Annotated in this window: 17 protein-coding genes; 14 read left to right on the top strand and 3 right to left on the bottom strand. The window is 54.7% G+C overall.

The annotated features are described in order from the left end of the window. The first annotated feature begins 121 nt into the window (after positions 1-121). On the top strand, positions 122-1261 hold the full coding sequence (locus AADB16_RS04675) for an acyl-CoA dehydrogenase family protein (RefSeq protein ID WP_410801705.1): 1140 nt from the start codon (positions 122-124) through the stop codon (positions 1259-1261). 268 nt (positions 1262-1529) lie between these two features. Continuing rightward, positions 1530-2057 carry an inorganic diphosphatase gene (gene ppa / locus AADB16_RS04670; RefSeq protein WP_298449409.1) on the top strand — a complete coding sequence of 176 codons (528 nt, stop codon included), beginning with the start codon at positions 1530-1532 and terminating at the stop codon, positions 2055-2057. Positions 2058-2120: 63 nt separating this feature from the next. On the opposite strand, the gene AADB16_RS04665 is transcribed toward ppa, so the two are convergent. After that, a complete protein-coding gene (locus tag AADB16_RS04665) occupies positions 2121-3173 on the bottom strand; it encodes a DUF2333 family protein (protein ID WP_410801703.1) in 1053 nt (350 codons plus the stop codon). A 223-nt stretch (positions 3174-3396) separates the two neighbouring features. Between AADB16_RS04665 and AADB16_RS04660 the strand changes: the two genes are divergently transcribed. From AADB16_RS04660 to AADB16_RS04605, 12 genes are all read left to right on the top strand, one after another. Then, complete coding sequence (locus tag AADB16_RS04660) at positions 3397-5010, top strand: diguanylate cyclase (RefSeq protein WP_410801701.1); 1614 nt, start codon at positions 3397-3399, stop codon at positions 5008-5010. Between the two features lie 267 nt (positions 5011-5277). Further along, on the top strand, positions 5278-5724 hold the full coding sequence (gene aroQ, locus AADB16_RS04655) for a type II 3-dehydroquinate dehydratase (RefSeq protein WP_309043877.1): 447 nt from the start codon (positions 5278-5280) through the stop codon (positions 5722-5724). Positions 5725-5745: 21 nt separating this feature from the next. Next, a complete protein-coding gene (gene accB / locus AADB16_RS04650) occupies positions 5746-6207 on the top strand; it encodes an acetyl-CoA carboxylase biotin carboxyl carrier protein (protein ID WP_298449413.1) in 462 nt (153 codons plus the stop codon). Between the two features lie 18 nt (positions 6208-6225). After that, positions 6226-7572, top strand: a complete 1347-nt coding sequence (gene accC, locus AADB16_RS04645; protein ID WP_410801700.1) for an acetyl-CoA carboxylase biotin carboxylase subunit — start codon at positions 6226-6228, stop codon at positions 7570-7572. Positions 7573-7600: 28 nt separating this feature from the next. Continuing rightward, a complete protein-coding gene (gene prmA / locus AADB16_RS04640) occupies positions 7601-8497 on the top strand; it encodes a 50S ribosomal protein L11 methyltransferase (protein ID WP_309043879.1) in 897 nt (298 codons plus the stop codon). Positions 8498-8570: 73 nt separating this feature from the next. Beyond that, a complete protein-coding gene (locus AADB16_RS04635; protein WP_410801699.1) occupies positions 8571-9791 on the top strand; it encodes a DUF3426 domain-containing protein in 1221 nt (406 codons plus the stop codon). A 227-nt stretch (positions 9792-10018) separates the two neighbouring features. After that, complete coding sequence (dusB, locus tag AADB16_RS04630) at positions 10019-11014, top strand: tRNA dihydrouridine synthase DusB (protein WP_309043910.1); 996 nt, start codon at positions 10019-10021, stop codon at positions 11012-11014. Further along, positions 11011-11328, top strand: a complete 318-nt coding sequence (gene fis, locus AADB16_RS04625; RefSeq protein ID WP_410801697.1) for a DNA-binding transcriptional regulator Fis — start codon at positions 11011-11013, stop codon at positions 11326-11328. The genes dusB and fis overlap by 4 nt, the downstream gene beginning before the upstream one ends. Positions 11329-11414: 86 nt before the next feature. Beyond that, the gene (purH, locus tag AADB16_RS04620; RefSeq protein ID WP_309043881.1) at positions 11415-12995 is read left to right on the top strand and encodes a bifunctional phosphoribosylaminoimidazolecarboxamide formyltransferase/IMP cyclohydrolase; all 1581 of its coding nucleotides are present in this window, start codon (positions 11415-11417) and stop codon (positions 12993-12995) included. Positions 12996-13043: 48 nt separating this feature from the next. After that, positions 13044-14336: a phosphoribosylamine--glycine ligase gene (gene purD, locus AADB16_RS04615; protein WP_309043882.1), complete on the top strand. Its 1293-nt coding sequence runs from the start codon at positions 13044-13046 to the stop codon at positions 14334-14336. 108 nt (positions 14337-14444) lie between these two features. Next, on the top strand, positions 14445-15392 hold the full coding sequence (locus tag AADB16_RS04610) for an alpha/beta fold hydrolase (protein ID WP_309043883.1): 948 nt from the start codon (positions 14445-14447) through the stop codon (positions 15390-15392). A 97-nt stretch (positions 15393-15489) separates the two neighbouring features. Further along, positions 15490-17070, top strand: a complete 1581-nt coding sequence (locus AADB16_RS04605; protein WP_309043884.1) for a cation:proton antiporter — start codon at positions 15490-15492, stop codon at positions 17068-17070. Positions 17071-17078: 8 nt separating this feature from the next. On the opposite strand, the gene senA is transcribed toward AADB16_RS04605, so the two are convergent. Then, positions 17079-18428, bottom strand: a complete 1350-nt coding sequence (gene senA, locus AADB16_RS04600) for a selenoneine synthase SenA (RefSeq protein ID WP_309043885.1) — start codon at positions 18426-18428, stop codon at positions 17079-17081. Between the two features lie 35 nt (positions 18429-18463). Beyond that, positions 18464-20329: an SLC13 family permease gene (locus AADB16_RS04595; RefSeq protein WP_309043886.1), complete on the bottom strand. Its 1866-nt coding sequence runs from the start codon at positions 20327-20329 to the stop codon at positions 18464-18466. Positions 20330-20462 lie beyond the last annotated feature (133 nt).

Below are 20462 nucleotides of genomic sequence, written 5' to 3'. Positions count from 1 at the left end.
GCCGGCAACTTCTGCCGGTTTTTATTGTGGCGCACACCAAACCAAGCGCTTGCTTGGGGTATGAAAATCAGTAACACTGACGGCATCAACAATTTATATAGCCAATGTAGAGGTGCTTTCAGTGTCTGATTACTTCAACGATACCCATGAACAGGCCCGCTTGACCGCCCGCAAATTCATTGAAACCCACGTGCGCCCATACATCGACGAATGGGAAGAAGACGGTGAGTTTCCCCGGGAAATCTACAAAAAAGCCGGGGACGCCGGCCTGCTGGGCATTGGTTTCCCTGAGGCTTTGGGCGGAGTGGGTGAAGGCGACATTTTCCTGAAAGTAGCGGTTTCTGAAGAACTGATGCGTTCCACATCCGGCGGTTTTGTTGCCAGCATTGGCTCTCTCGACATTGGCTTGCCACCCGTTGCCAAGTGGGCCAAGAAAGAGATCCGGGAGCACATTGTGCCCTCGGTTCTGAGTGGTGATAAAATTTCTGCGCTGGCGATCACTGAGCCGGGCGGCGGTTCCGACGTAGCCAACCTCAAAACCCGCGCCGTAAAAGACGGCGATCACTACATCGTGAACGGCAGCAAAACCTTCATCACCAGCGGCACACGGGCCGACCACTTCACCGTAGCCGTAAGAACCGGGGGCGAAGGCCATGCTGGCATCAGCTTGCTACTCATCGACCGCGACATGCCCGGCTTCTCCAATGGCAACAAGCTTAAAAAAATGGGCTGGTGGGCCAGCGATACAGCCGAGCTGTTCTTTGAAGACTGCCGGGTACCTGCAGACCGCCTGATCGGCGCAGAGAACGCCGGCTTTATCGCCATCATGAGCAACTTCCTGGCGGAGCGCCTCAGCCTGTCCATCATGGCTTACATGACCGCACAACTCGCGTACGAAGCTGCCATAGAGTACGCAAAACAGCGCCAGGCATTTGGCCGACCGGTTTCCGGTTTCCAGGTGACTCGCCACAAGCTGGTCGACATGGCTACCCAAATCGACGTGGCTCGTGAATACACCTACCGCTGTGCAGCATTGATGCAGGCTGGCAAAAACCCCATCAAACAAGTGGCCATGGCGAAAAACTTCTCAGTGGACATCTGCGAAAAAGTCACGCGGGAAGCGGTGCAGCTTTTTGGCGGCATGGGCTTCATGCGGGAATCCGTGGTGGACCGGCTTTATCGAGATACGAAAATCCTGTCGATTGGCGGGGGTACTACGGAAATCATGAAGGAACTGATTGCAAAGCAGATCAAGTTATAAGTTTCGTTCATCGGCATCAGGCGTATACAGATGCTTGGGCGGCCCTCTGGGCGCACTGCCTGAAAACGTGGAGCGCCAGGGATGGCGCGACCGAGCCCTACAGGGAAGTATTTACGGGCGCTTTTCAGGCAGTGCGCCCAGAGGGTCGCTTGCACGAAAGCCAGGCCCACCCACCAAGGTTTAGTTTCGAATAGCGACAGAGTCCCGTATAATCGCGCTCACTTTTTAAGCGCAGTTAACGAATCCCACAGATCAGGAAGGACGTCTCATGCAATTCGACAACATCCCCGCTGGCAAAAACCCGCCGGAAGACATTTACGTTGCCATTGAAATTCCGGCCTTCAGCTCCCCGGTCAAGTATGAACTGGACAAAGACATGGGTGCCCTGCTGGTAGACCGCTTCATGGCCACCCCCATGTTCTACCCCGCAAACTACGGGTTTATTCCGCACACGTTGGCTGACGATGGCGACCCGATCGACGTGCTCGTTGTTACCCCGCACCCGGTGGAGCCAGGCTCTATTATCCGCTGCCGGCCTGTCGGCGTGTTGAATATGGAAGACGAAGCTGGCGGTGACGTTAAGCTGCTTGCTGTCCCCCACAGCAAACTGACCTCTGTATACGACCACGTAAAAGAGCTCGAAGACCTGCCGGAATTGCTGCGTGCGCAGATCAAGCACTTTTTCGAAAACTACAAGACTCTCGAGAAAGGCAAGTGGGTCAAAGTACAAGGCTGGGGCAGCGCTGCCGAAGCCAAGCAAGCCATTGTTGATTCGATCAAGGCTTATTCCAACTAATCTGCCTGATTGAACATAAAAAAACCGGGCCATGCCCGGTTTTTTTATGTCTGAATGAAGCCCTCAACCCCGGGACAGAAGATCCCGCATGTCGCTAATGGCCGCATTGGCCCGCGAGAGATAGGCCGCCATCGTCAGCGAGTGGTTAGCCAGAACGCCAAACCCGCTACCATTAAGGATAACCGGGCTCCACATTTCACCCTGAGCACCTTCCAGTTCAATGATTACCTGCTTCACGCTGGAAATAGCATTCTTGTCCTGTAGCACCTTACGGAAATCCACTTCAATAGCGCGGAAGATATGCAGCAAGGCCCACGAACTGCCCCGAGCCTCGTAAAACACATCGTCAATCTTGGTCCAGTCGGTTTTAATATCACCGCCACCGGTTTCTTCATTTAGCGGATTGTCGGCATCCACATTGGCCACAGCTTCCGAAACCGATGCCTTACCAACGCTCTCGCCAAGGGTACGCGAAAGGCTGCCCAGGCGGGTTTCCAGATCACCAAGCCAGTTGCTCAGGTTATCAGCTCTGGCAAAGAACTGGGCGTTTGCCTGCTCGGGGCTGGACAGACGATTAAGGTAACGCTTCAGCGCTGCAATACCACGACGATACTCTGCCTCGGTGGACGGAATAGCCCAGCTTCCGCTATCAAAGTGAAACTGCGGCTCCGCTATGATCAAATCGGGATCTTCCGCAGATTGGCTCTGGGAGCGGCTTATATCCTTACGCATGGCCCTTGAAAGGTCACGAAGCTGCACCAGTACGCCGTATTCCCAGTTTGGCTGGTTATCCAGCCAAAGCCCGGGAGGGAAAATATCATTGGACAGATAGCCTCCGGGCTTATCCAAAAGCGTTTCGGCTATGCGGATCATGGTTACCGTTGTGGCGAAGCCGGTGATTGGCTCCCGCTGCATCTCATTGGCAACGGCCCGCGTGTGCTCGCGCACTGAAAAAGCCTCGGGTTCACTGCTCCAATAGATCCCCAGCACAATCGCCACCAGCAAATACACCAGCAAGACAACAGCTACAAACTTGCCTATCACGCCGTTGTTGCCGGCATAATCCTGGGCGTCTTCTTTCTTGTCTCTGAAATACTGTCTGATTTTGCCTGGCATATTACGTTAAGCCCCTTATCTGTTAATTGACTGCATTACCGTCTGTATGGATCCTAACCCATGGCGCTTTCTATATACACACCTCAGAATTCACAAACAATTACACGGTGCAACCTACGCCGACAACTCTAAACACTATAGACTCCAGAAACAGACTAAAGTTGGGAAAAACGTCCTCGCCCCTAAGGACGGCCCATAATGAAAAGAGGCAGCCCGGAGAATAATGAGCGACGCAAGCCAGAAAGAAAAACTCAGGCAGCATTTTGCACGCCGCGTGACAACTCAGGCACGGGTTGTACTGGACACTTGGCAGAAAATTAATTCCAACAGCGGGTCGTTTCCCGCGCTCCGGGAGGAACTCCTCGGAGCTTCCGAAAAGCTGGTGCGGTACGCACAAAGATTCGAGATGGCAGACCATGCCGAGGCGGGCAACAAGATCCTCACTGCTGTAAACAACTGGTCAGCCGACGCCGCTCCAAACGACACTACCGAACTGCAGCTTCAGGATGCCATCGACGCACTTGCACGAAGCACCCAGAGACGAACCGACCAGAGCGACACAGAAACACCCCACCAGTTCCGGCGCACCCCGGTGTATATCGCACTCACCAACTCCGAGATGGCGAACCGGCTAATCCGCCAGCTTGAATTTTTCGGCTTCCGTGCTGCCGCATTTGATTCTGCACAGGAACTGTCGGAGGCCTGCGCCCTGCATAAGCCCGAAACAATCCTTATGGATGTGAACTTTGGCGGCGGCCCAAACACCGGCATAGCCACCATTGAGCAGCTGCAAGAAAGGCACGACACGCCCGTTCCAATTATTTTCATGAGCGACGAAGACGGCACTATTGAAACCCGCCTCCGCGCTTCCCGCTGCGGCGGCGAAGAATTTTTTTACCCTGCGGTTGATCCCGGCCAGCTCATCGAAAAAATTGAAACCTACACCCACGGCAATACTGTGGAGCCATACCGGGTGCTTGTACTGGACGATTCCAGAGCGCAGGCCAAGTTCATGGAAACGGTTCTCAAGAAAGCGGGTATGACTGCCCACATCATCACCGACCCCATGGAAATCATTCACGCGCTGGACACCTTCTCACCAGAGATCATCATCCTCGACATGTACATGCCGGGTTGCACAGGCATGGAGATTGCGCGAGTAATTCGGCAGCAGGACCGGTTTCACAGCGTGCCGATTATCTATCTTTCAGGTGAGGAGGATGTCACCAAACAATTGCACGCCATGAGCCTGGGCGGCGACGACTTCCTGACCAAGCCTGTAGACCCCAAGCACCTGATTGCCACACTCCATAACCGTGGCCGGCGCGCACGCTCACTCCTGGCACTGATGATCCGCGACAGCCTCACCGGGCTCTACAACCACACTCATACGCTATACTTGCTGGACCAGGAAATCGTGCGTGCACGGCAGAAAAACCAGCCACTGTGCTTTGCGATGATTGATATTGACTACTTCAAGAAGGTGAACGACACCTACGGGCACCCGATCGGCGATCGTGTTATTCGCAGTCTTTCTATGTTTCTCAAGCAGCGCCTACGCAAAACCGATCACATTGGCCGTTTCGGTGGCGAAGAGTTCGCAATCATTCTTCCCAATACACGGCCAAGCGATGCCCGCAATGTTCTGAATGAAATTCGGGAGCGTTTCGGCGAACTCCAGCAGCCTGCCGGTGACCGGGAGTTTAATGTAACCTTCAGTTGCGGCGTGGCTTCCTGGGTTAATGAACCCTCCCATACCCTGTGCGAACGCGCCGACCGCGCACTCTATGCCTCCAAGGATCACGGGCGCAATTGCGTCACTCTGGCAGACAGCTGATCCACCCGGGCAACTAACCGGGCAGCTCCCGCAGAGCTGCCCGTATGAAACCATCGTCGTATAGAAGTCCCTCTCCCTGTTAACGACAATGATTAGTATCAGCAAAAAGATCTTGCTGGCGCTTCTGGCTTCTCTGGTTGCAGCCAGCAGCTGGCATGCAACATTGTCAATAAGTGTTGATCTGAAGAATAAAAGCACACACCATGGGTGGAAAATGCCGATATATTCGGCGATCCTGTTTCTAAAGTGACAAAGGCAGACGCAACCATGTCTACAATTCTTGTGCTCCATGGCCCCAACCTGAACATGCTCGGCACCCGCGAGCCTGAAGTCTATGGCCACGAGACATTAGCGGACATTGATGCGCGATTAAGGGAACAAGCAGAAGAACGCGGTCATCACTTGTTACACCTACAGTCAAACGCTGAATACGAATTGATTGATAGAATCCATGAAGCTCGAGCAGAGGGCGTAGATTTTATTATTATTAATCCGGCAGCTTTCACGCACACCAGTGTTGCTCTGCGGGATGCCCTATTAGCTTCAGGCATTCCGTTTATTGAAGTACATCTTTCCAACGTGCATGCGCGGGAAGCCTTCCGCCATCATTCGTACTTTTCTGATATCGCCGTGGGCGTTATCTGCGGATTAGGCAGCCAGGGGTATGAACTCGCCCTTCAGGCCGCCATGCAACGAATTCACCGACAGACCTGACACAACGGGATTGGACTGACCATGGATATTCGCAAAATCAAGAAGTTGATCGAACTGATTGAAGAATCTGACGTCGAAGAGATTGAGATTCATGAGGGAGATGACTCTGTTCGCATCTCCAGACGTCGTGAACAAGCCTCCGGCACCCAATACATTAGCCAATACGCGCCACCCGCACCGCAATATGCGCCGGCACCAGAAACACCTGGGCCCGTGCAGGACGATAGCCCGCAGCAACCGGTCCACAACGGGCACGCGCTGCGTTCTCCGATGGTTGGAACCTTCTACCGTGCGCCATCGCCCACTGCCGATTCGTTCGCCGAAATCGGCCAGCAGGTAAAAGCGGGCGATATTGTTTGCATTGTAGAAGCCATGAAGATGATGAACCAGATCGAAGCCGACAAGAGCGGTACGATTACTGAAATTCTGGTTGAAAACGGTCAGCCCGTAGAGTTTGACCAGCCGCTGTTAATCATTTCCTGAACTCGGTGATAGCTACTCATGGCCATGTTAGAAAAAGTTCTGATCGCAAACCGGGGTGAAATAGCCCTCCGGATTTTGCGTGCCTGCAAAGAGCTCGGCATCAAGACTGTAGCGGTTCACTCACAGGTTGACCGCGACTTGATGCACGTGCGCCTCGCCGATGAATCTGTCTGTATCGGCCCCAACAGCCCTTTGGAAAGTTACCTCAACATTCCAACCATTATCAGTGCTGCTGAAGTCACAGACTCCGTAGGCATACACCCTGGTTACGGCTTTCTTGCTGAAAACGCTGATTTTGCCGAGCAGGTCGAAAAAAGCGGTTTCCGTTTTATCGGGCCCAGTGCAGAAACTATCCGCCTGATGGGCAACAAGGTTTCTGCAATTAACGCGATGATTCGTGCCGGCGTTCCCACCGTGCCGGGCTCAGACGGCCCGCTGACCGAAGACGACGAGCGCACCCTGCAAGTAGCGCGCAAAATCGGATACCCGGTAATGATCAAGGCGGCTTCAGGCGGCGGTGGCCGGGGCATGCAGGTGGTTCATTCTGAAGCAGCGCTGCTCAAGGCTGTGCAGATCACCCAGACCGAGGCTAAAAATGCCTTTGGCGACCCCACGGTTTATCTGGAAAAGTTCCTTGAAACGCCGCGCCACGTTGAAGTTCAGATTCTCGCCGATATGCACGGAAACTGCATTCACCTGGGCGACCGAGACTGCTCCCTGCAGCGTCGAAACCAGAAGGTAATTGAAGAGGCACCTGCGCCCAATATCAATCCGGAAGCTCGCGAACGCACCCTGAAAGCCTGCGTGGATGCCTGTAAAGAGATCGGTTACGTGGGTGCCGGCACCTTCGAGTTTCTGTATCAGGACGGCGAATTCTTCTTCATTGAAATGAATACCCGGGTTCAGGTGGAACACCCAATCACAGAAATGGTGACAGGTGTCGATATTGTTCGTGAACAGCTGCGCATTGCCAGCGGCTTACCCCTCGCGTACAAACAGGAAGATATCCAGATCCGGGGCCATGCGATGGAATGCCGCATCAACGCAGAAGACCCGGATACCTTCGTGCCAAGCCCCGGCAAAGTGAAGTATTTTCACGCCCCTGGAGGATACGGTGTGCGGGTGGATTCTCACCTGTATAGTGGCTATACCGTTCCACCGTTTTACGACTCCCTGATTGCTAAACTGATTACCTGGGGTGACGATAGACAGGTGGCACGCCGGCGCATGAAAATCGCTCTGGACGAGTTACTGATTGAGGGCATTAAAACCAATCAGCCTCTGCATCGGAAACTGGTGCGCGATGGCGGCTTTAAAACGGTAGACTTCACTATCCATTACCTTGAAAAACTGATGCGGGACTAACCTCCTGCATCACAATGCAGGAAGAGCTATGCCCTGGATACAACTTCAGATCCCGGCTGATCCCGATACCGCGGATCAGCTTGAAGATCTGCTTATGGAGATAGGCGCTGATGCCGTCTCCATGGAAGACGCAGCCGATCAACCCCTCTACGAACCAGACCATGGCACCACGCCTTTGTGGAGCCAGACCACCGTAACCGGGCTTTTTCAGGCCGACCGCGATATAGATCAGCTGTGCTCAGACATACGCAATGCATGGCACCAGCAAACCCAGCAATCGCTGACTGATATAGACGTCACCCTGGTAGAAGACAAAGACTGGGAGCGAGCCTGGATGGACGATTTTCATCCGCTGCAATTCGGCGAGCGCTTATGGATAGTGCCAAGCTGGCATGAAGCACCGGATCCGGATGCCGCTAACCTGATGCTGGACCCAGGTTTGGCCTTTGGCACAGGCACACATCCCACCACAGCTCTTTGCCTGGAATGGCTGGATGGCGCGGATGTTACAGACAAGCAGGTAATCGACTATGGCTGCGGCTCCGGCATACTCGGTTTGGCAGCCCTGCTTCTTGGCGCCGACCATGTTACCGGCGTAGACACCGATCCTCAGGCTCTGGAAGCAAGTCGTGAGAACGCCCGTCGCAACGGTGTGGATGAGGCCAGGCTGGATCTGTACCTTCCGGAAAATGAGCCAGACGGCAAAGCCGATGTAATGTTGGCAAACATTCTCGCACAGCCGCTAATAGGCCTCGCGCCTCATCTGGCAAAGCTTACAAACCCTGGGGGTGACCTGGTGCTTTCGGGCATTCTTTCTTACCAGGCCCGTTCGGTAATGGCTGCCTATGAGCCCTGGTTTATTATGGATGAGCCGGCACAGCGTGAAGAGTGGGTACGCCTCACAGGACGACGCAACGACAGATGACGGAGGCTGTCTTAAAGACTAAACTCCCAACTCGTATTTCAGTTCATAGCTCCGTCGCTTTCAGGAACAAAGCATGACCCAGAGTAGTCTGCAAACCGAATGCCCAAAATGTCATACCCGCTTTCGGGTGACCGATGAGCAACTTGGCCTTGCCAAGGGAAAGGTGCGCTGTGGTCATTGCATGGCTGTTTTCAACGCAATTGAACACGAGATAGCAAGCGTTGCTCAGAAAGTCCCCTCTGACAAGGGCAGCAAAATGCCCTCAGAGGGCGCTTCAACTGAACAGTCCGCCAGCGGTTTCGAAAGCGATGCATCGGGAGACGATTTCGTCTTCGCGGATAACCCCGAGGAAGATGCTCAAGAAGGCCGCTATGCCGGAACAAAACTGACGTTCTCGGATGACGAACTGAGTGACAGCTTCCGCAGTTTCGACGACCGAAATCCCTCAGCTCTGGATGAATCCAACGCCGACGACCTGACTGAGGACGTTGATGAAAGCTGGGCCGAAGCGATTCTTTGGGAAGACGACGCGCCGGCCGATACCGCCGAGAGCACTCCAGAGGCAGAAGACGCCAGCGCAACCCCAACTGAAAGCCCTCCGGAATCGCAACAGGACGAAACACCGGGCTTTTTCGTCGATGAGCAGGCTGACCCGGCATTCGAATCCTTTGCCAACGAGCATAAGGCAGACGCTGAGCCTGAGCCCGAACCCGAACTCGAACACCAGCCTGAAAAACAACCCTTTGAAGCGGGTGCCCCCTTTGGCGACCTCAGATACGAGCCGATATCCATGGGTGGCAGCAATAGAAGCTGGCTACGCACCCTGACTTGGACTGTGGTTGTGCTGGGCCTTATCGGCGTACTGGTTGCGCAAGTCACCTGGTTTCAGTTTGACCGGCTGTCGGCAATACCGGAACTACGGCCGTTTTATGAAAAGGGCTGCGAGCTGGCAGGTTGTGAGCTGAAGCCTTTGATCGACGTTGAGGCTATTCAGAGCCGCAAGTTGGTCGTTCGCACCGATCCGGACAACCGAAACCAGCTGGTGGTAGACGCAGTTATCATCAACCGGGCAGTATTTCAGCAACCCTTCCCAGCCATTGCCCTGACATTCTCCAACCTGAACGGAGATGTCGTTGCCCAGAGTATTTTCGCCCCCTCGGACTATCTTGCTGGCGAAGCAGAAGGACTCGACATAATGCCCGTGGAAACCCCCGTGCGCATTGCTATCAGCATCCGTGATCCGGGCCGGGACGCGGTCAATTACAACATAATTTTCCGCCCCTACACCCCCTGAGCGAACCTGCCGTAGACCACCCGGCAGGTACTCCACTCGTCACCCCGTAGAACAAAAGTCAACCAAAAAGAGCGAAAAATAATCAGTTTTTTCGCTCCCTTGCCCCTTCAATCAAAGTGCCCCCAGCGGTATCATTAGCGCCCTTCGGAACTGGCATCGGTTATTTATTAAACAACCGCACCACTCCGACTTTTGCATTCTCTGCTGTGATACGGGTTCAAACCATGTTGCCGACGGCAAAAATCGGGCCGTACACGCTGCCCAATCCGCTGATTGTTGCGCCCATGGCCGGTGTAACAGATCGTCCATTCCGGCTGCTTTGCCGAAAGATGGGCGCGGGTCTGGCGGTATCGGAAATGGTGATAGCAGACAGCAAGCTATGGCATACGCGCAAATCCAGAACCCGCATGGATCATGCAGGGGAACCCGAACCTAGGTCTGTGCAGATCGCGGGTGGCGACCCGGAAATGCTGGCCAATGCGGCGCGGCTTAATGCCGAATCCGGTGCCCAGATAATCGACATCAACATGGGCTGCCCGGCTAAAAAGGTGTGCAACAAAGCCGCCGGCTCCGCGTTGATGAAAGATGAGCGCCTGGTTAGAGATATTCTGGAAGCGGTGGTCAGTGCAGTGGACATACCCGTTACCCTGAAAATGCGTACCGGGTGGGACCAAAGCTACCGTAACGCACCAGCAATAGCGCGCATGGCAGAAGATATCGGCATTCAGGCGCTGGCCGTTCATGGCCGCACCCGAGCCGACAAGTACAACGGTGACGCCGAATACGACACCATCGCTGAAGTTAAAGCCAGTGTTGGCATTCCGGTTTTCGCCAATGGTGACATCACGTCACCGGAAAAGGCTCGTGAAGTTTTGGCATATACCGGTGCCGATGGCCTGCTTATTGGGCGCGCGGCTCAAGGTAGCCCCTGGATTTTCAGGGAAATACTGCATTTCCTTGAAACCGGACAACACTTGCCAGCACCCCCGCTAAATGAAGTGGAAAAGATTTTAAGCGAACACCTGGTTGCCCTGCACAGCTTTTACGGCGAACTCATGGGCGTGCGTATTGCCAGAAAACACGTGGGCTGGTACCTGCAGTCCCACGACCCGGACAAACAGTTCCGCAGTCGCTTCAACGCGTTCGACACCGCGCTGGAGCAGAAAGACAGTATCCAACAGTATTTTTCAGGCTTACGAAACGGAGAGGAATTCGCAGCATGACCGCTGAGACTTTGGTAAATAACACCTTGAACACCCCAGCCAACGATGATCTTCACCAATTGCAAACGGTGAATAGCAGCGGCAACACCGTTACCCTGCGCGACAACGTTGAAGTGGCTCTGAAGAACTACTTCGCCCAACTAGATGGCGCCCCCGTTACAGAGGTTTACCAGCTGGTACTCTCGGAAGTGGAAGCGCCGCTGCTGGAGCAGGTAATGAAATACACCCGCAACAACCAGACCAAGGCATCCACCATGCTCGGTCTGAACCGCGGAACCCTGCGCAAGAAGCTCAAGCAGTACGGACTGCTATAATCGAGACACCCTGACTTGAAAGAGGGCCTCCCGGACACCCTTCGCGAGGCCCTTGTTCGTTCACCCCAAGTGAAGAATGTGACCCCATGGCAAACCAGGCTAATACCCCCGTCCGTCGCGCACTAATCAGCGTTAGTGATAAATCCGGCATCGTCGAATTCGGCCGTGCCCTCACCGACCGCGGCATCGAACTGCTCTCCACCGGAGGGACTTTCCGCCTCCTGAAAGACAACAGTGTTCCCGTTACTGAAGTCTCCGACTACACCGGGTTCCCGGAGATGATGGACGGCCGGGTAAAAACCCTGCATCCGAAAATCCACGGTGGCATTTTAGGCCGCAGAGGCACCGACGACGCCATCATGGGTGAGCATGGCATACACCCGATTGACATGGTTGTGGTGAACCTCTACCCGTTCGAATCCACCGTTGCCGATCCGGATTGCGACCTTGCTACCGCCATTGAGAACATCGACATCGGCGGCCCAACCATGGTTCGCGCCGCTGCCAAGAACCACAACGATGTCGCCATTGTGGTCAATGCATCGGATTACAGCCGCGTTCTGCAAGAGCTGGATAACAACGATGGTCAACTCAGCCATGCCACACGCTTTGATCTGGCGGTTAAAGCCTTCGAACACACCGCAGGTTACGACGGCGCCATTGCCAATTACCTCGGTGGCCGCACCGCTGATAACGACAACGCCGATTTCCCCCGCACGTTTAATGCCCAGTACGTGAAAGTGCAGGACATGCGCTACGGCGAAAACCCGCACCAGCGCGCGGCCTTCTATGCCGAGCGCAACCCGAAGGAAGCCAGTGTTGCCACCGCAAAACAGCTTCAGGGTAAAGAGCTTTCCTACAACAACGTGGCGGATACTGACGCGGCCCTGGAATGCGTCAAGCCGTTCGCAGATCCGGCCTGTGTAATCGTCAAACACGCCAATCCCTGCGGCGTGGCGATCGGTGCGGATATTCTCCAGGCCTATGATCTGGCCTTTGCAACAGACCCCACCTCCGCATTCGGCGGCATTATTGCCTTTAACCGGGAACTGGATGCAGAAACCGCCAAGGCAATTATTGATCGCCAGTTTGTTGAGGTCATCATTGCCCCCACCATCGCTCCGGAAGCGGTAGAGCTGGTTGCAACCAAAAAGAACGTCCGGCTACTGGCCTGTGGTGATCTGGATGGTGAGCGCGCCCAATCCATGGACTACAAGCGCGTAACTGGCGGCCTTCTGGTACAGGATCGTGACCTGGGTATGGTGGCCATGGCCGATGTAAAAGTCGTCACCACCCGCCAGCCAACAGAACACGAACTGAACGACCTGCTGTTTGCCTGGGAAGTAGCGAAGTACGTGAAGTCCAATGCCATTGTTTATGCCCGCTCAGGCCGCACGATCGGCGTGGGTGCAGGCCAGATGAGCCGCGTATACAGCGCCCGGATTGCCGGCATCAAAGCCGCCGATGAGAACCTGGAAGTAAAGGGTTCGGTTATGGCTTCTGATGCATTCTTCCCGTTCCGGGATGGCATTGATGCCGCCGCTGAAGCAGGCATTACTGCGGTCATTCAGCCCGGCGGCTCCATGCGGGACCAGGAAGTCATCGACGCCGCCAACGAACACGGCATTGCCATGGTCTTCACCGGCATGCGCCATTTCCGGCACTGATTACAATTCTTTATGACAGCTCTTTTTAAACATACGGGGCAATAAGATATGAATATTCTGGTAATTGGCAGCGGCGGTCGTGAACACGCCCTGGCATGGAAAGCAGCTCAGTCTCCGGGTGTGGGCACTGTTTTTGTAGCGCCTGGCAATGCGGGCACTGCTCGCGAGCCGGGCGTTGAAAACGTCAAGATTGATGCTCTGGATATTGAGCGCTTGGCCAAATTTGCCTCCGACAACAACGTTGGCCTCACCATAGTTGGCCCGGAAGCACCGTTGGTAGCCGGCATAGTAGATTTGTTTGAAGAGCGTGGCCTGCGCGTATTCGGCCCCAGCGCCAGCGCCGCACAACTGGAAGGCTCCAAAGCCTTCACCAAGGATTTCCTGGCTCGCCAGAACATCCCTTCCGCCGCCTACGGAAACTTCACCGATGTAGATGAAGCCTTGGCCTATGTTCGCAAGCAGGGTGCGCCCATTGTCGTAAAAGCTGACGGCCTTGCCGCTGGCAAAGGCGTTATTGTGGCCATGACTCTGGAAGAAGCTGAAAACGCCATCCGCGACATGCTCGCAGGCAATGCCTTTGGTGAGGCTGGCAGCCGTGTGGTAGTTGAGGAATTCCTGGAAGGCGAGGAAGCCAGTTTTATTGTTATGGTGGATGGCGAGAATGTTCTGCCCATGGCCACCTCACAAGACCACAAGCGCGTAGGTGACGGCGACACCGGCCCCAACACCGGCGGCATGGGAGCCTACTCCCCGGCCCCCGTGGTCACCGCTGAGGTGCACAAACGCATTATGGACGAGGTTATCTACCCAACGGTGCGCGGCATGGCCTCTGAAGGCCTTCCTTACAAAGGCTTCCTGTACGCCGGCCTGATGATAGACACCAGCGGTGCCCCGAAGGTTATCGAATTCAACTGCCGTTTTGGCGATCCGGAAACCCAGCCAATCCTGCTGCGCATGAAGTCAGACATTGTTGCGCTCTGCCAGGCGGCGATTGATGGCAAACTGGATGAGTGCAGCTCTGACTGGGACGAGCGCGCAGCCGTGGGCATTGTGCTTGCAGCGGGGGGCTACCCTGGCAGCTACAACAAAGGCGATGTTATTTCCGGCCTGCCGGAAACGGATACCGACGGTGAGAAAGCATTCCATGCCGGTACCAGCTTGAGCCAGGATGGTGACGATGTCGTTACCAATGGCGGCCGGGTACTCTGCGCAACCGCGCTGGGCCATAGCGTTACTGAAGCTCAACAGAGGGCTTATGCTCTCGCGGAAAGAATACGCTGGGACGGTGTTTTTTATCGCAAGGACATTGCCTACCGTGCGATCGCGCGTGAAGGATCGTGACGACACACTGAAGATGAAAGCCCGGCCAATGCCCGGGCTTTTTTATAGGGTAGTGTAAACGCACTCGCCCAGCGGGCAAGAAACACAAACAATCAGGATTCGCCCCAAATGTTGAGAACGCCCCCGTTTACTGCCGTTTTTTTACTATTTACTGTTCTGTTGCTAAGTGCCTGCTCCCGCCAAGGCATATATGAAACCGCCATTGGTTATGAACGCTCCTCTGCCGGCCTCGAAGCAGACAATATCACCGTGGGTAATCTCGAAATCGCGTACCTGCGAAATACCGAAGCAAACAACGGCGACACCATTGTTCTGGTACACGGTTTTGGGGCCAACAAAGACAACTGGACACGCATTGCCCGAGAGCTCACAGATGATTTCAATGTCTACGCCATAGACCTTCCAGGCCACGGCGAAAGCAGCAAACCACTGGATCTTGGATACCGTTTTGAAGAGCAGGTCGCCCACCTTGCCGGCATTATTGAAGCCTTGGGGATCAGCGAGATGCATATGATGGGCAACTCCATGGGCGGCGGCATTACCGCCCTTTACACGGCTACCCATCCAGAACAAATTAAAACCGCGGTGCTGTTCGACCCAGCCGGCATCCTGGATTTTGAAAACGACATGGTCGACATGGTGCTGGCAGGTGACAACCCTCTCATCCCCAGCAAGCCCGGAGATTTCGAACGCCTGATGGATTTTGCCCTGGAAGAACGGCCCTTTGTTCCCTGGCCGATTCTGGGGGTTATGGAAGAAAAAGCCATCGCCAATCAGGAAGTGAACAACGTGATCTTTGAAGCCATTAAAGAGGTTGGCTTTACAACGGACTTTCGCGACGCCATCAAACGGATCGAAGATCCTGTTCTTATCGTCTGGGGCAAAGAAGACCGCATACTGGACTACCGTAACGGTGCCATCTTTCAAAAGACCATCCCCGGTTCACAGCTGGAGATACTGGACGGCATCGGCCACGCACCGATGATTGAGGCACCAGAAGAATCTGCTCGCCTATTCCTTGAATTTGCCGAACCCTTCCTATCAAAAGTCGACTAAGTCAATTGGGCAGGAGGTTCCACCGTTATTGTCTTCAACGGTCAGGGAAAACAAGGTAGCTTACACGGAAGCTAATTTTCCCCTTAAAGAACCTCCCATGCCTGAAGCTATCTGGATTTCTTTTGCATTCGGCCTTGGCCTCCTGATCAAATCCATCGGTCTGCCACCACTGGTTGGGTATCTGGCGGCAGGCTTTGTGCTCAGTGGTCTCGCCGCCAGCCCTTCTATTGGTATTTCTGCAGAACCCACAGCGGTACTGGCACATATCGCTCACCTGGGCGTATTGCTCATGCTGTTCACTGTGGGCCTCAAGCTTAAACTCAAGTCGGTTATCAGCCCCGAAGTCATCGGCGGCAGTCTTCTGCACTTTGCCATCACCTGTTTCGTGTTTACCCCGGGCCTTTATTTGCTGATGGACATAAGCTGGTACGTAGCATTTATGCTGGCTGTTGCCCTGTCTTTCTCATCGACTGTACTGGCCGCCAAGGTGTTGGAAAACAAGCGCGAGCTCAGAGCCTTTCACGGCCGGGTAGCCATCGGCATTCTGATCATGCAGGATTTGATCGCACTGCTGGTGATGAGCCTGGCAGCAGGCCAGACACCTTCAGAGTGGGCATTGATCGTCTTTGGCTTACCGCTGCTGCGGCCGTTGTTATACAAATTGCTGGACGCCAGTGGGCACGATGAATTGTTGGTGCTTCTGGGATTACTGCTGGCTCTGGTTATCGGTGGCTTGGGCTTTCAGTCGGTCGGGCTTAGCTCGGAACTGGGCGCCCTGGTATTCGGCGCCATTCTTGCAAATCACCCCCGCAGCCAGGAGTTGGCGAAGTCTCTGTGGAGCGTGAAGGAAATATTCCTGGTCGGCTTCTTTCTGCAAATCGGCATAGGCGGCCTGCCGGATACCAATGCGATTATTTTTGCCGTGGTGGCCGCTTTGGTGCTGCCCATAAAGGGCATTTTGTTCTTCTTCCTGATGTTGCTGTTCCGCCTGCGCGCCCGCAGTGGTTTTCTGACCGCACTGGCACTCACCAACTACAGTGAATTCGGGCTGATCGTAGCCAGTATTGCGCTGCCGGAGTGGCTGGTGCCTCTGGCCATTACAGTTGCCCTCTCTTTCCTTATCTCTGCTCCACTGAACCGGCTTGCGCACCCACTGTATGATCGCTTGAGCAATCGACTTGTCCCCTTCGAGAGCAAGCAACGACACCCCGATGAGTTACCAATTTCTCTGGGTGACACCCGGGTTCTGGTAATGGGCATGGGCCGCACAGGCACAGCCTCCTATGACTGGCTAAAAGTTAAAGAGGCAAGGCTGATGGGGCTGGATTCTGACCTTGCGAAAGTCATGCGGCACCAGAAGGAGGGGCGAAACGTAGTTTATGCCGACGCCGAAGACAAAACCTTTTGGGAAGCGCTCCATATGCCAACGCTGGATGCTGTCATTCTGGCAATGAGCGACATAGAGGCGAAACTCATCGCGGCACAAAAGTTACGGAAATATGGTTTCACAGGCTATATTGTTGCACACACTATGTTCGCAGATGAAGCCAAGAGCATTTGCGAAGCCGGTGCCGACGAAGCCTATCTCACCATGAGCGAAACGGGTGTTGCCCTGGCCAGTCACCTTCTGGACAAATGCCCGGGCCCGGCCCAGCTGCCGCCAGAGAAGGCAGGCTGAGCGCAACGTCAGGCCAGTGCACAGGTCCGAAAGCCTGTATACACATCGTTCCTCTGTGGCAGATACGCCTGACGATAGGTTCCTCGAATCAAGCAGGATGAGGTGGCGCAACTGCCTCCACGGCTGACCTTGTGATCTCCGAACTGGAGCGTAGACATGAACGGGTACATGTCGGTGCGGAAGCCATCATAGGGCAGAAACTGGCTGCTGGTCCATTCCCATACGGTACCGATCATCTGCCGACAACCAAACGGACTGGCTCCCTCCTGGTAATCGGTCACCGGGTTCTGGGCCATGGCACTGGCATTCATATCGGCGCGCATGGTATCCGGCAGTCCGTTACCCCATGGGAATTTACGGAATGGCTCATTTTTGCGGTTGCCAAGCGCAGCCACCTCCCACTCCTGCTCGGTAGGCAAACGCCGTCCTGCCCAACGGCAATAGGCTTCGGCTTCCCAGTAGCTCACATGGGTAACGGGTGCGTCGAGGCTCAGTGATTGCCACTGATCGAACACGCGCTCCTGCCACTGGCCTTCATGCCGTCGCCAATACACGGGGTGCTTTGGTGTTTGCAGCATGGGTTCCGACCTACCTTGAGCCAGCGCAATATCAGCTTCGGTTCGCAGCCATTTCTGCCCCCCGAAGGACCATAGATCCGGCGCTTCATAGCCGCCATCATCAACAAACTCCGCGAACTCACGGTTACTGACCAGGTATCTGGACATCGAAAACTCGCTCAGTGTCACCGCATGGCGGGGTTTTTCAGCATCGAAAGCAAAATCCTCAGCGGCATACTGTTCGGAATCGCCCGGCATGCCGATCAACCAGTCACCCGCAGGAATCCTGGCATCACCCCCTAATGAGTCGTCTGGTTTGTTACCTGGCGCAGGACGCTCGAACTTTGTTCCGGGTGGTGGCCCGTACCCAACTGTCTGACGGCACCAAACCAACGACTCTATGTGCATATTCTGGTGATAGATGGCGTAGCGGAAGAGGTAGAGTTCCTGATCGCTCAGTTGAGAGCTTTTAATACGATGCGCCATTTTTTCGTAGACGTGATCGAAGTAATTTAACGTTTTTTCGAGGCCGGGAAACATGTCCCGGCGCCAGCGATCCTGATGATCAATATGGAACGAATCCCACAGATCGTCCATGGAAGGATCAAAGCTGGCATCGCCGTCCAAAAGACTGAACACAAACACTTCATAGAAAAAAGCAGCGTGGCCCATTTCCCAAAGCGGTGGATTCACACCAGGATGGTAAGGCACGTCAAGCTGGTGTTCACCTAACGATGTAATGAGGTCCCGCGTTCGCTTTCGCGTGTTCTCAAGCTCTGTCAGCAATTCAGCTTTGTGCATCGGCTTTGCCTCCATCTTGATTCGTTTTCGTAGGGTCAGGTCCAGACCAGCATAATCATTGGCACGGCAACGATGGTTACGATGATCGTCAGGGGCAAGCCCAGGCGCCAGTAATCACCAAATTCGTAGCCCCCCGGCTCCATAACCAGCGCGTTGGACTGGTGCCCTATCGGCGTCATAAAGGCACAGGAGGCACCGACAGCAACCGCCATCAACACCGCATCAGAGGGCATCTGCAATTCACTGGCAAGGCTCAAAGCAATCGGTGCAACCACAATCGCAGCCGCCGCGTTGTTTACTACGTTGGATAACAGCGAAGTGCCCACCAGTATCATTACCAGGACAGAAGCAATCGAGAGATGTTCACCTAATACCAGCATTTGTGACGCTATCAGCGCTGCGCCACCCGTCGATTCCATCGCCTGGCCGACAGGTATCATGGCCGCCAGCAAAACGATCACCGACCAGTCAATCGCCTTGTAAGCTTCAGAAGCAGACATCAGCTTCACCAGCACCATTGCCACGGCGGCTGCCACCAGTGCAACGGGAGCAGAGAGAAGGCCTGAGACAATAACCGCAATACTGACGAGAAAGATGCCAGAAGCCATCACCGTGTTGCGAGGAGAACCCAGTTTTAACCCTCGCTCCGCCAGTGGCAGGCACCCGAGTTCTGCCAACGTGCCGCTCAGAGAATCCTCAAAGCCCTGCACCAGCAATATATCACCCGCATTGAACCTTATATCGCCAATGCGACGCTTAAGCCGTTGGCCCAATCGTGCTACGGCAACGATGTTGAGCTGATTGCGCTCCCGCAATCTCAGCCGGTTGGCGGTCTGCCCTACCAACGACGACTCCGGAGCAATAACGGCTTCCACCAGATACAGCTCGCCTTTCTCTATCCGTGCTGCCGCATTTTTGTCGTCCTTCCCGTTGCTCTTGCCAGCGCTATCGCTCACATCGCTAACGCTTTGTTCTTCGCTGTTTTTATCGTCGTTTATTTCTTCATCTTCGACAGCCTGATTCGCCAGCTCAAGCTTCGTTTTGTCCAGAAACACCTGCAAGCTGGAGGTGTCGGCTTCAACCAACAGCACATCCCCCTCACGCAGAATTTTATAGGTGGACGGAACCGCGTGTAAGTTCTCATCACGAATCAGGGCGAGAACAACAATATCCACTTCGTCTCCTGCGGTTTCCAGCAGACTGTGCAACGTCGAACCCGCGTGGTTTGAGTCTTTCGGCAGACGAAGCTCAGTCAGATATTCGCCAACGCTGAACAGTTTGGCATTCGCAGAGTTTTCTTCCCGACGAGGTGTGAGACGCCAACCTACCAGAGTAATAAAGGCGATCCCCGCCAACGTAATCGCCACGCCAACCGGAGCAAAGTCAAACAATCCGAAGGTACCGCCTTCACGGTAGGAGGCAATGATGATGTTGGGCGGCGTGCCGATTAGGGTCATGGTGCCGCCCAGCAAGGACCCGAAGGCCAGGGGCATTAGCAGCAGTGAGGGCGAGCGCCCTGCCTCCCGGGACATCCAGATAGCCACCGGCATCAGTAACGCCAACGCGCCCACGTTGTTAATAAAGCCGGAGCATAGCGCGACTACACTGGTCAACGTGAACACCTGAAGTGTAGGCCGATGGCCGATCTTTCCCAGAAGCCGAGCGATATTATCCACCACACCGCCATTCACGAGCCCCTGGCTGATCACGAGAACAGCAGCCACAGTGATCACCGCCGGATGACCAAACCCCGCAAACAACTCTTCAGTTGGGACCAGCCCGGATATGGCAACCGCCAGCAAGGCAAGCATAGCCACCACATCAAAACGGATGCGGTTCCAAACAAACATGGCAAGGGTGATTCCGAGCACCGCAAACACAATGCCTTGCTCGATACTCAAGGGCGCTCTCCTATTACTGGGCTGGTACCAGAATATAGCAAAGCCCAAAAACAAAAACCCCGCAAACTGTCTCCAGTTGCGGGGTTTTCATGCCCCCGGAACAAGTCCGGGAGCGGGCTATCTCAAGCCGTAA

The sequence above is a fragment of the Marinobacter sp. KMM 10035 genome, from assembly GCF_046537445.1.
GTDB classification, from domain to species: Bacteria; Pseudomonadota; Gammaproteobacteria; order Pseudomonadales; family Oleiphilaceae; genus Marinobacter; species Marinobacter sediminicola.
This window is presented reverse-complemented; position numbering and strand designations above follow the sequence as displayed.